Source organism: Paenibacillus xylanexedens, from assembly GCF_001908275.1.
Classification (GTDB): domain Bacteria; phylum Bacillota; class Bacilli; order Paenibacillales; family Paenibacillaceae; genus Paenibacillus; species Paenibacillus xylanexedens_A.
The window spans coordinates 2,752,543-2,765,414 of record NZ_CP018620.1; the positions used below are offsets into that span (position 1 = coordinate 2,752,543).

Annotated in this window: 10 protein-coding genes; 9 read left to right on the forward strand and 1 reads right to left on the reverse strand. The window is 48.4% G+C overall.

The window, feature by feature from the left end; translation table 11 throughout:
• Nucleotides 1-2: 2 nt before the first annotated feature.
• Genes BS614_RS12355 through BS614_RS12370 form a run of 4 tightly spaced genes read left to right on the forward strand, consistent with a single transcriptional unit; the run spans nucleotide 3 to nucleotide 5,515 of the window.
• Nucleotides 3-2,588: a DUF5696 domain-containing protein gene (locus tag BS614_RS12355; protein ID WP_074094246.1), complete on the forward strand. Its 2,586-nt coding sequence runs from the start codon at nucleotides 3-5 to the stop codon at nucleotides 2,586-2,588.
• Nucleotides 2,585-3,484: a carbohydrate ABC transporter permease gene (locus tag BS614_RS12360; protein ID WP_074094247.1), complete on the forward strand. Its 900-nt coding sequence runs from the start codon at nucleotides 2,585-2,587 to the stop codon at nucleotides 3,482-3,484. The genes BS614_RS12355 and BS614_RS12360 overlap by 4 nt, the downstream gene beginning before the upstream one ends.
• Before the next feature lie 28 nt (nucleotides 3,485-3,512).
• On the forward strand, nucleotides 3,513-4,523 hold the full coding sequence (locus tag BS614_RS12365; protein ID WP_084174508.1) for a carbohydrate ABC transporter permease: 1,011 nt from the start codon (nucleotides 3,513-3,515) through the stop codon (nucleotides 4,521-4,523).
• A gap of 29 nt (nucleotides 4,524-4,552) precedes the next feature.
• A complete protein-coding gene (locus BS614_RS12370; protein ID WP_074094248.1) occupies nucleotides 4,553-5,515 on the forward strand; it encodes a glycosyl hydrolase in 963 nt (320 codons plus the stop codon).
• Between the two features lie 147 nt (nucleotides 5,516-5,662).
• On the opposite strand, the gene BS614_RS12375 is transcribed toward BS614_RS12370, so the two are convergent.
• Complete coding sequence (locus BS614_RS12375) at nucleotides 5,663-5,929, reverse strand: SunI/YnzG family protein (RefSeq protein ID WP_017689713.1); 267 nt, start codon at nucleotides 5,927-5,929, stop codon at nucleotides 5,663-5,665.
• A 233-nt stretch (nucleotides 5,930-6,162) separates the two neighbouring features.
• Between BS614_RS12375 and BS614_RS12380 the strand changes: the two genes are divergently transcribed.
• The 5 genes from BS614_RS12380 to BS614_RS12400 all read left to right on the forward strand — a co-directional run bounded on the left by BS614_RS12380 (nucleotide 6,163) and on the right by BS614_RS12400 (nucleotide 12,868).
• On the forward strand, nucleotides 6,163-6,699 hold the full coding sequence (locus BS614_RS12380; RefSeq protein ID WP_074094249.1) for a hypothetical protein: 537 nt from the start codon (nucleotides 6,163-6,165) through the stop codon (nucleotides 6,697-6,699).
• Between the two features lie 204 nt (nucleotides 6,700-6,903).
• A complete protein-coding gene (locus BS614_RS12385; protein ID WP_074094250.1) occupies nucleotides 6,904-8,481 on the forward strand; it encodes an extracellular solute-binding protein in 1,578 nt (525 codons plus the stop codon).
• 45 nt (nucleotides 8,482-8,526) lie between these two features.
• Nucleotides 8,527-9,474, forward strand: a complete 948-nt coding sequence (locus BS614_RS12390) for an ABC transporter permease (RefSeq protein ID WP_074096824.1) — start codon at nucleotides 8,527-8,529, stop codon at nucleotides 9,472-9,474.
• 60 nt (nucleotides 9,475-9,534) lie between these two features.
• The gene (locus BS614_RS12395) at nucleotides 9,535-10,407 is read left to right on the forward strand and encodes a carbohydrate ABC transporter permease (RefSeq protein WP_074094251.1); all 873 of its coding nucleotides are present in this window, start codon (nucleotides 9,535-9,537) and stop codon (nucleotides 10,405-10,407) included.
• A gap of 43 nt (nucleotides 10,408-10,450) precedes the next feature.
• Nucleotides 10,451-12,868 carry an AraC family transcriptional regulator gene (locus BS614_RS12400; RefSeq protein ID WP_074094252.1) on the forward strand — a complete coding sequence of 806 codons (2,418 nt, stop codon included), beginning with the start codon at nucleotides 10,451-10,453 and terminating at the stop codon, nucleotides 12,866-12,868.
• The last annotated feature ends 4 nt before the right edge of the window (nucleotides 12,869-12,872 follow it).

Consider the following 12,872-nt stretch of genomic DNA (forward strand, 5'->3'; position numbering starts at 1 on the left):
CCGTGAACAAAAGGCAACGATTATATACGGTGCTGGCTGGTGGTACAGCTGTAATCATGATTGCAGCCGGGCTGCTGTATATAAACAACAGGGGAGTTCCTGCCGTAGAAGCCGCGGCTTATCTGGATACGACAACCAAAGCCATGCTCGTCACGGAAGAACCGTTACAGTTCCTTAGTGACTCCTCGCAGGGTGTGCCTGGTATGCAGCTGGTCGCCGAGGATCAGGGACTCGCCCTGTATTATAACGAGGAGACAACGGAAATTGCAGTACGTGACGGGAAAAGTGGAGAGATCTGGTATAGCAACCCGAAAGAACGGGCTGAGGATGGTCTTGCTTCTGCATATGAAAAAGAAGTGCTGTCCTCCCAGTTGAACGTGTCTTTCCGGGATTCGATGGGCACACTGGAGAACTTTCCAAATTTCAGTTCCAGTATTAGCAACAAACAATTCACAGTGGGTCAGATCGATCAAGGGATTCGGGTTAACTATACACTTGGTGATACATCACTTGGTATTGATGCACTGCCGAAGTTGATTAGCAAGCAGCGACTGGAAGAGAAGGTTCTTTCCAAGCTGGATGCTACTGTCGCTAGATACACGTCTGCCCGATATTATCCAACCAAGAGCAATCCGGATATTTTGGAACGGCTGGATGGACAGATTTCGAAGCAGCTAGTACTGAACAAGATGCTGGGTGCTTTTGAGACGGCGGGTTATACCGCGGACGATTTGGCTTTTGACAATCAGGAGAACGGGGTTGAAGGTGGGGGCGTATCCGATAAGCCCAGCTTTGTCATTTCAGTGGAATACCGACTGGAGCAGGGAGCACTTGTTGTGACCGTGCCTCTGAGCCAGATAGAGGAAAGTGGGCAATACCGCATTCGGAATATTGATTTGCTCGCTTATTTTGGTGCTGCGGATACAAAGGGTGAGGGTTATATGCTCGTGCCTGATGGTTCCGGCAGCCTGATCCATCTGAACAACGGAAAAACCCAAGAAGAGCAGTATGTACAGCGCGTATACGGCACAGACCCAAATGATAATTCACTCAGTCGTCCTCAGGTTAGTGAATCCGCGTATATGCCTGTGTTTGGTCTGAAAAACGGGGAGAATGCCTGGTTTGCGGTGATTGAAAAAGGGGACGGGATTGCCAGTATCTCCGCAGATATTGGAGGCAGGCAGAACAGTTACAACCACGTGCATGCAACCTTCTCCCTGCGGGGTGAGGATGAACTGGAGATGTACACCTCGCAGAAAATGCAGGAGATTCAGCTGCTTAGCGAAGAGCCTTACCGTGGGGATATTCAGGTCCGTTATCATTTTCTTCATGGAGAAGATGCCAGTTACTCAGGTATGGCCAGCCTGTATCAACAGCAGTTAATAGAGCAGGATGTACTGAAGCCGCTCGCAGAACAGACGGAGTTGCCGTTTTATGTAGATGTGCTTGGTGCAGTGGACAAAAAGGCTTCGTTCCTGAGTGTGCCCTATCGGACCACCTTAGCCATGACGACGTACGAACAGGCCACCGAAATGGCGGCGAAGTTACAGCAGGAAGGTGTGAACCGCGTACAAATGCGGTATCAGGGATGGTTCGGTGGTGGCTTCAGCCATCATACGCCAACCCGGGTGAAATTGGATAGTGAAGTAGGTAGTCGTTCCGAGATACAAGCATTGTCAGCTAAGCTGGAGCAGTCGGGTGGAGCTCTGTTCCCGGATGTGGCTTTCCAGCACATGTATCACGATGATTTGCGCTTTGCTCCTTCCTCGGATGCAGCTCGGTTTGTAACAAAGGAGACAGCGGAACTGTATCCATACAATCCTGCCCTTAATCGCATGGATCAGAGTAAGGACAGCTATTATTTGCTCTCAGCGGCCAAGCTTCCTTATGTGGTGAGTGAGTTTGCTGACAAATTCAATCAACTGGGCCTTGGTGGATTATCCCTTCGTGATCTCGGGCAGGTCCTGACTTCAGATTATCGGGATAGTCGGGTGATTCATCGGGAGACGGCGAAGAACATTGTGAAGGAGCAACTGGGCAAGCTGGAACAGTCCTATCCGAACCTGATGGTATCCGCAGCAAATAGCTACGCTTGGGGAAGTGCACAACATGTTGTGAATGCACCTGCAGGGTCGAGTCGGTTCAATATTACCGATGAAGAAGTTCCTTTTTATGCGATGGTCATTCATGGATACATGAACTATGCGGCATCTCCAATGAACACGTCGGGGGATCAGGATCTCCGCAAACAGTTGCTGCGCAGTCTGGAGCTTGGGGCAGCTCCATATTTTCAATGGACCTATGAACCATCATCCAGGCTGAAGCTGACGAATTATGATTCTGCTTACGCAACGGAGTATGCATATTGGGTGGATGATGCCGTTGCCTTGTATAAGCAGGCCAATGAAGTGCTGGGAAATCTGGCGAATGAGCAGATTCTTAAGCATGAACGCATTCAGGATGGCGTTGTCCGGATCACCTATACTGGAGGTACATCCATCCTTGTGAATTACAATGCGGATGCAGTAACCGTGGATGGAACAACGGTTGGCGGGACGGACTATGTGGTGGGAGGAGTGAACCGATGAGAACCATTCGATTATCGCTGAAGTCACGGAGAGCGCTGCTTGGACTTGCATTCATTTCCCCGTGGCTGGTCGGTTTCGTCTTCCTCTTTGCCACACCGCTCCTGCAATCGATTCGGTTCAGTCTGAGTAATCTATCCGTTGCTCCGGGCGGGTATGTTCTGGACTTCGTTGGATTTAAAAATTTCAAGGATGCGCTTCTGGTTGACGCTACATTCAACCGGATTCTGGTGGATTCAGTTGGAGCGATGGTACTGAACGTGCCGATGATTTTGTTCTTCAGTTTGTTCACGGCGACACTGCTTAACCAGAAGTTCAGAGGCAGAACAATGGCACGTGCAATCTTTTTCCTGCCGGTTATTCTGGCTTCCAGTGCAGTCGCAGCAGCTGAGTCTGCGGGATTAATCAATCTGATGGGGGATGCGAGTGCGGTGGATGCATCAGCCGATGGCGGTGCTTCGTTCAACGTGGTATCCATTGTGCGGATGCTGGCGGATGTGGGATTGCCGATGGCCTATGTGGATTACATTGTAGAAGCCATCATGCGGATCTATGAGATTATTAGCAGCTCTGGCGTCCAGATTCTGATCTTCCTCGCTGCACTGCAATCGGTACCGGGATCGATGTATGAGGTTGCAAAGATCGAAGGGGCGACAGCTTATGAATCATTCTGGAAAATTACATTTCCCATGGTCAGTCCGTTGATTCTGACAAATGTCATCTACACGATCATTGATTCATTTGCCGGGAGTCCAGTCACACAGGCCATCTACCAAACCGCATTCAAAACCCAGAACTTTGGCTTAAGCTCGGCGATGTCCTGGCTGTACACACTGGTGATTGGTCTTGTATTGATCGTAGTGGGATGGGTCTTGTCACGGCGGGTTCACTACAACTGACGGTTAACATTAAGGGAGGCTTCAGATTATGGCTGCATCAGGGACAGATCGCATGGTGGTAGTTCCGAAGCAGAATTATCACATGCATCGGGTGCGAAACAAAACATCGGACCTTCTCTATTCCATATTCAGATATGCACTGGTCATCGGCATTTCATTTATTATTTTGTACCCGTTATTTCTCAAAGTGTCAGTTGCGTTTAAGGATAAACAGGATATCTACAATCCAACGATCTATATGATTCCCCAGCACTTTACATTGGATAATATCCGGCTAGCGGCGCAAGTGATGGATTACCTGCCTCTGCTGGCGAACACGTTATTGTTTGTTACCATCACAACGCTTCTGACAGCGATATCCTGTGCACTTGCCGGATATGGCTTTGCCCGGTTTTCGTTTCCGGGTAGTAATGTACTCTTCATCCTTGTGATTCTGACGATTCTGGTGCCGACAAGCACACTTATGGTGCCGATGTATCTGCATTTCCGCAGCTTTGACTTTCTGGGCATCATCCAGTTGTTCTCTGGAAAAAATGGCATCAATCTGCTGAATACGTATTGGCCTTCCATGATCACGGCTGCTACAGCGGGAGGGCTGAAGGCGGGGCTGTTCATCTATATTTTCCGTCAGTTCTTCAAGGGCATGCCAAAGGAAATCGAGGAGGCTGCATTGATTGACGGTGCAGGTGGATTCAAAACGTTTGCCCGAATCATGCTGCCCAATGCAATCTCGCCGTTGATTACGGTTATTCTGTTTTCGTTTGTATGGCAGTATAACGATACCTTCTATTCGGCATTATTCATGAGTGAAAGTCCACTGATCTCACTGAAGGTGGCTTCCTTGCCTGCACAGGCGAACCAGTTGATTCCGCAACTGATGGGCTTTGGTTCGAACTCGGGCATCAAGGCCGATCCGAACTATGTGGCCATGATCGTGGATACAGGCATTTTGCTGGCGATTGCACCGCTGATTATTTTGTATCTGTTTGTACAGCGCTATTTCGTGGAGAGTATTGAACGTTCCGGTGTCGTTGGTTAACATGGTAAACCCAATTGGAGGTGTTAGTGATGACGGTGCGTACGATCAACAGTGCTCCGGTGAATGAAGCAGCGACATCTGAAGCGAGAGAACTAATGGCGTTTCTGATCGAGCGTTATGGGAAAGGGATGTTGTCAGGTCAGCAGGATTACAGCAATCTGAACTGGATTAATGAAAACACAGGCCGCAAACCAGCTGTGATTGGCTTTGATCTCATGGAATATTCGCCATCAAGAACAGAGCGCGGTGCGGTCTCCCAGGAGATTCGCGATGCGATAGACTGGCACAAACAAGGCGGGATCGTGACGCTATGCTGGCACTGGAACGCACCGACGGATCTGATCGATGAACCGGGTAAAGAGTGGTGGCGGGGGTTCTATACGGACGCGACAACCTATGATCTTGCCTCCGCGCTAGCTGATACTGAATTGGAAGCATATCAGTTATTGATTCGGGATATCGATGTTATTGCTACACATTTACAGGAGCTGAAGGATGCTGGTGTGCCTGTATTATTCCGACCACTTCATGAAGCGGAGGGTGGCTGGTTCTGGTGGGGAGCGAAAGGCCCCGAACCTGCCAAACAGTTATATCGTTTGTTGTATGATCGATTGGTTCAAGAACATCAGCTGCACAATCTCATCTGGGTCTGGAACTCGGAAAAACCGGAATGGTATCCGGGTGATGATGTCGTGGATATTATCAGTGTGGATGTATACCCTGAAGCAGGAGATCACAGCCCGTTGGCTGCACGTTACACCAACCTGCGAGAGCTCGTACAGAACGGCAAAATCATCGCACTGGCCGAGAACGGCTCCATCCCTGACCCTAAGCAGATGAAGGAACAGGATGTACACTGGAGTTGGTTCTGTACCTGGACAGGTGGATTCCTGAGAGACGGGACGCATAATGATGTGGCGTTTTTGAAGGAATTGTACCATAGCAAAGAGGTCATTACGCTCGATCAGTTACCCAAGTGGAGTTGGTTATAAGAATCCCACGTCCAACTTGAATTGGAATCAATGAAGCATTAGTATTCGCTGTAAGAAATAATGCGAATACTAATGCTTTTTTTGGGCGTACATATGTAAATGGAACCCCTCTTCCGAGAAACATGGGAATCCGGTTCGAAAAACAATCTAGTTTGACGGGTGTAACATAGCTTGGATATTGGTATGTAATGTCACGCTGGAAGTGAATAAAATATACGATTGATTCACTGTGCGGATCAGAATCCTCTCGCTTGTGCCATTGACTGGACCGATCCGAATGGCGGATGGTTCGCTGCCACCGTACGTATCATCCAGGGTGACCGATGTGATATGTGTGATGGGAATTTCAATTTTGGAAAACTGCCACCGGATGACCAGTTGATCTTCTACTTTTTTCACGTTAACACCAAACATAATACGACCTCCCTTTAAGCCCTCTGAAGATAAATATCTTTTATTAGTCTACCACTTATTGGTTAATATTTCCTTAATAATAGTGGATTTCCCCCGTTGCAATTGAAGTGCCCAAGTGTAACTTTATCCACGAGTAATATGTTGCACAGATATTTCCATAAATGATGGCATGATGTACACTATGACTAACGAATATGGATACGGAACGATTTGTTGGAGGTGGTGAGATTCCTATGACGGATTTGAAGGCGTATCATTATTTTGAACAAAGTCTTGGACCTTTCCGCAATCTCTCCAGTCTGTCTAATGAAGAAGCCGAAACAGTTACTCAACAAATCCGTGATCAAGGCCGGAATTTTGCCAGTCAGCGATCAGCTGATTATATGACCATCCGAAGAGCGCTTGAACATAAAGCGTATGAGCAGTTTAAGGGCAAAGGCGGAACCCCCACCAATCCATATCCCCACTATCTGACCCTTGGTGCATGTGAATGGCTGTCATCCTGGTATACCGAACCGGATCAAGTGATCATTCCGTGGGAAGATCTGCCTGCCGAAGCTGTGAGCTTCACGTATGGAGACCTCTTTCCAACCATGCGTTATTCGGATGATAAGCCTTACCGTAAGCAGATCTACACCAAGGATGAAATCCTGGGAGTTATTCAGGCCTATGGTTGGCCTCAAGAATGGAACCGTCAAGGTGATCAAGGTCCCGAACGATATATTGAAGTACAAGTATGGGATGAGCGCATTATCAGACCTTATCGTTGAAGCGAAGGGGTTTAGGGCACATTTCTACCGTTTCTAACAGGTGCAAAAAAGTGCAATTGCAGGAAATACGGGTGTTCGTTATAGTGAGTGAAAGCTTTGACCGGTCAGGAAGAATCTTCTTCAAGAGCCTGTCAAAGCCCCTTTTTTAATCGTTAATCCGATTAAGACTATAGGTTTAAGAGACTAAGGAGGATGGGAAAGCCTATGCAAAAAGTGGAGAAACGCAATACCCGTAATCTGGCCTGGATCATATCGGTTGTCATGGTCATGTCCGTGGTGCTTAGTGCATGCGGAAGTAAAGAAGAAGGACAGGTAAGTGGCAGCAGCGGCAATGCCGACGATCCGTTGGAAGTCAGCATTATGACCATCACGCCGAGTGCCGTCCCCGCTGCTGATGATAATGTAATCAAACGCGCCATTGAAGAAGCGACTAACTCCAAAATGAATATCCAGTGGGTCTCCAACAATATCTACGGTGACAAGCTCAATCTGACCCTGGCTTCCGGGGATATACCTGATCTCATCATGATTAATGATCCATTTGGAAGTACCTTCACCAAGATGGTCAAACAAGGTGCTTTCTGGGATATCACCCCTTATATCAAGGACTATACCAACCTTAGCGGAGGCATTCCTGATATTGCATGGGATACGACCAAGGCAGCAGATGGTAACAATTATGGTATCCCGCGGCCTCGTCCAGTCACTGGAGATTCTTTTTTCATCATCCGCAAGGATTGGCTTGACCGATTGAATTTGCAGGTGCCAGAGACCACGGATGAGTTGTTCAACGTGATGGAGGCTTTTGTGGAGCAGGACCCCGATGGTAACGGAACTAAAGATACCACTGCACTTGCCGCTTATATCAGTCCCGATGATCTCGGTTGGGGAGGTAATCTGGGCCCAGTACTCGGTGCCATTGAGAATTCTTTTATCGGAACCAATAGCAGTTGGAAATGGGATGAGTCGCAGGGGAAGTTGATCTACAGGGAGCTGTTGCCTGAGGTGAAAGAATCTCTTCAATATCTAACCAAAGCCTATAGCAGAGGCATGATGCCGGAAGATCTGCTTTCGCTCAAGCTGACGCAGGCCAGGGAACTGTTCAAGCGCAATCAGGCGGGCATTATCGTGGACAAGACAGGTACGATGCGCAAAATCTATGCCGATGACCTGAAGAAGGTCGATCCTTCTTTTAAATATACGGATTTCTATCCTTTGACCAATCTGAATGGATATAATCCGAAGGGTTCGGGATACAACGGTATTCTGGCGATCCCTGCTAGTGTGCCGGAAGAGAAGATGAAACGAATTCTCCAACTCGTCGATACCTGGATGAATCCGGAAGTATTTGAAATCCAGCAGTTCGGGATTGAAGGTACACATTATGAAGTGGTCGATGGCAAAAAGGTAGCAAGTAGTGAAAAGTTGACGGCGGATAACGCGTCGGATTTCAATCATATCGTTAACGTCATCGACCTGCCTTGGGATACCACGGGTGAAACGGATGAAGAGACACAGGCCAATGAACTGTTCAAAAAAGTGGAGGCAGAGCGAGACAAAACGAGCGTGGCGGATCTGGCTGCTGGCCTTCAATCCGAGACCGGGCAGAAGGTGCTGCCTGAACTTAACAAGAAGATCCAGGATCTGAAAGCAAAGATTATTCTGGGCCGGGAGCCGATTGAAGCTTGGGATGCCTTTGTGGAAACCCTACGGAATGATCCGAATTTCCAGGCGATGAGTGATGAGATGACCGAAGCTTACAAGAAAAGAAATGGACAGTGAATCTGAGGGAAGGAGCTGCAAACCATGAGCACCCATGAGCAACGAATGAGTACGGTTAAGGGGAAGCAGACTTCATCCAAAAAGAAAGGGTTAAACCTGCTGTCCGCACTTCGGCGTGACCGTTCGTTATATTTGCTGGCACTGCCGGGCGTATTGTTCTTCCTCATTTTCAAATACATCCCGATGTGGGGCATCATCATTGCGTTTCAGGATTACTCTCCCTTTCGGGGGATTCAGGGCAGTGAGTGGGTTGGCTTGCAGCACTTTACAGCACTATTTGGTAATCCGGACTTTGCCTTGTTGTTCCGAAATACGCTTGCGATCAGCCTGCTCAATCTGATATTGTTCTTTCCTTTTCCGATTCTGATTTCCCTGGGACTCAACGAACTGCGAAGTGTGGCGTATAAGAGACTGATTCAAACGATTATCTACATGCCGCATTTCCTCTCCTGGGTGATCATTGCCGGGTTAACACTGCTGCTGTTCGCCAAAGGAACGGGACTGGTTAACGAGTTATTCACTTTATGGGGATGGCCCCGCGTGGATATATTGACGAACCCGGACAGCTTCTGGATTATGGTCACCTTGCAAGCGATGTGGAAGGAAGCTGGTTGGGGCACGATTGTGTTCCTGGCTGCCATGGCGAGTGTGGATACTCAGCTGTATGAGGCGGCACGCATGGATGGAGCGGGACGATTGCGTCAGATCTGGCATATTACGTTGCCTGCCATCCGCAGTGTCATCATCGTGCTTTTGATTTTAAGACTCGGAGACATCATGGAGGTGGGGTTTGAGCAAATCTTCCTTATGTACAACGGCGCTGTATCTGAAGTGGCCGAAGTGTTCGACACCTATGTATACCGCACAGGGATCGAGCAGGGCGATTTTAGCTACAGTACAGCGGTTGGGCTGTTCAAATCCGTGATTGGCCTGGTGCTCGTGGTTGTTGCAAATCGCTTGGTTAAGCGCATGGGTCAGGAAGGTGTCTACTAGTTCATTCCGGTACCTACCCATACCCGGGCCAGCCATTAATCAATGGAGAGGAGGTTTCGAATGCATCGCATGAAATGGAGTGAGCGAATTGGACAGTCCCTGAATGTGGTTACGCTTGGACTACTGGCTGTGGTTATGTTTTTCCCGCTATATTATGTTTTCGTCGTTTCATTCACGGACCCCGGAGAGTATTTGCAAAAGAAAATCGTACTCTTTCCGGAACGCTGGTCTGTTGAAGCCTATACGTATTTGTTATCCACGCCTGCCTTTGCACGCTCGCTGGGGAACAGTGCATTTCTGGCAACTGTTGGCACGGTGTGCAGCCTGGCTGTATCATCCTCTCTGGCTTATGCGCTGTCCCAGAAGCGATTTCACTTCAGAAAAATACTGATGTTCCTGATTGTACTAACCATTTTGTTTAGCCCGGGGATTATTCCGAATTACCTGCTGGTGAGGGAACTGGGGCTGATCAATAATATCTGGGCATTAATTCTGCCTGCGCTCGCCAATGGCTGGACGGTGTTGTTGATGAAAAATTTCTTCGACAGCCTGCCCGCAGAGATCAGCGAAGCGGCATCCATTGATGGCTGTAGTGCCATCCGAACCTGGTACACGATTGTGTTGCCCTTGTCGATGCCTGCGCTTGCTGCCTTTGGATTGTTTTTCGCTGTAGGGTACTGGAATCAATTCTTCGCGGCACTGTTATACCTGAATGATTCTGCCAAATGGCCCATCCAAGTATTACTGCAAAACATGTTGCTGAACGCATCCAATATCGATCTGGTTGCGCCTGGACAGCAGGTGGAGACACCGCCGACAGAAATGTTGAAGATGGCCGCGATCATTGTAGCCATATTGCCAGTACTGGTGGTGTATCCGTTTATACAAAAGCATTTTGCCAAAGGAGCACTGATCGGCTCGGTCAAAGGATGAATCTGCATTCAGGCGGGTATTCCCGGGAAGGAGGTCCATACAGATGATATTCAAGCGCACAGCAGACCCATTACCCAAAGGGCGTTATTTCAGGCGCAGCCTGATGATGATTCTGTTTATCGCCTGCATTCCGGGAGTCATTACAGGGGTGCTGCTGTATGGCTGGGTCACCGTCAAAATGGAAAAGATTTTGCAGCAAACCCATCTGCATCAGTTTGAACAACGTACCGTGTGGGTTGGCGATCAATTGGATGCGCTTGAATTGACCTTCTCGCAGTGGGCCTTCGATCCGGTTTTCGATAACCGTCTGAAAGAGCTTGATTTTGTATTCAAGTATAAACAGGTGCATGAACTGTACCGATTGCTGCTGCTGATTCAGAATTCCAATACATTGATCGGTAAAGTTCAATTGTATCTGGGGGAACCCCAGGCCGTGAAGATGGATTCTGAACGATATGATTTTGTTAAAGACGCTGGGGAGATTGAGAAGTATGAACTGCTAACTCACCAGCCCCAGGCCACATATTGGTCCCGCTCCATGGATGGCATGTCCATGATGATGGTAAATCGACTTCCCGGTGGAAGCGACGATGCACTGGGTGCACTAACGATCACGCTGGATAACAAGCAACTGGGTAACATGTTACAGACCTTGTCTCCGTATAATGGAGGGACGACATTCCTGCTGGATGAGCAGGGCAAGCCCATGCTTCCACAAGACCAGGCGCTTGGTGGATTACAGCATACTGTCCGTGAACATCTGTTGAACCTGGAAGGGAATCTGTCTTCATTTCTAATGGAATATGAAGGACTGACCTACTCGGTTCAATCGGGCACCTTCCGCAGATTAGGTACCGATTGGACTTATGTGTCTGCGGTTCCCCTCAATGAAATTGTAGCTCCGATTGTGTCTGTACCCCGAATCGTTCTTCTCATCAACGGATCTGGACTCTTGCTGGCTCTGATCCTGTCGTGGGTCGGTTCGCTCCAGCTCTATAAACCGTTTACGAAATTACTGCGAATATTTACCGTGACTGGAGCACCAGTCGATGCTATAGCGCCAGAAGTGTCATCCTCTCCTCAATTGTCGTACGCAGCTTCTACTCGTTCAAATGGGTCTGTGCAACTGGATGAAATCAAGCATATTGAACAGCGCTGGATTGGTGTTAATCAGGAGAGAGAATCGTTGCAGCAACGGTTGGAAGAGCAACTTCCACTCGCCCGGGAGAGCTTGTTGATTCAGCTCACGTTGGGTCATCTGTTACTGTCATCCGACCATGAATGGAAGCAACGTCTGGCACAGCTGGGTTGGGTTCTTAGGGATGAGCGGTTTATCATCCTGTTTGCTCACATTCGTCCGAGTGCAGTTCTTCTATATGGGGCTAAGGAGCGAAATCGGAGTGAATCTCAGGAGTGGATCAGTTTTGCTGCAACCGATATTCTGAACAGGCAGTTGGAGGAACTTCCTTACCGGGCCGAAACGATCAATTACCATGACATGTCCATTGCGCTGTTGCTCGCTGTCCCTCCAGAGATTCAGCCAGAAACGCCTGAATTCAGAGAAGAATTATCTCGGATGGCCCAACATTGGATTGAAACTGTGCAGTCGGAATGGAACGTTCGCATGACAGTTTCGATCAGTAAACTCACATCAGATGCTTCCCATATCCCACAGCTGGTCAGAGAATCGAGGGCTGTATTGAGGAAAAGACAGTTCTCTTCCAATGCGACCATCATTGATATGAATGAGGAGGCAGAGCAGGATGTGAATGAACATGGAGTATATCCGCTTGAGCTGGAGCAGGCCATCATCTCGGCATTACGTAGTGGTGAACAGGACTCTGCCCTGGAACAGTTCAGCATATTTATTGGCACGTATGCTGGATCTGAAGTGCCGGAGAAGCATGTTCGTCAAGCTTTATTCCAACTGCTGGCACGCATACAATATACCCTTTTGCAATTAGGGGAAGATCCAGTCGAACTGTTTGGGGTAGGGATGTATGAAGAGGTGCTGCAACTGCATGATTTGGATGAACTGTTCCTGTGGTTCAGGGAACGGATTGTGCACGTATGTGTAGAGGAATTCACAGGCAAGGAAGAGAAGCAGATACAGATGGCTGTTCATCAGATGAAGGAACATGCGCAGCAGCAGTATGCAGAAGCATTATCGCTGGATGAATTGGCAGATCTTCACGGGATTCATTCTTACACATTAAGCCGGGCATTCAAGCAGTCATTCGGGCAAAATTTTGTGGACTATTTGACTGAGGTGAGGCTCCATCGGGCCAAAGAGCTGCTTGAATCAACAGATGTCAAGATCAGTGAAATTGCGGAGCAGGTGGGCTATCAGCCCAGTTACTTCAATCGTTTGTTCAAAAAAAGTGAGGGAACGACGCCAAGTCGTTATCGGGAAGACATTCACAAGCATACCGGGCACAATCGGGGTAACCGCTCCGTTTAAATCA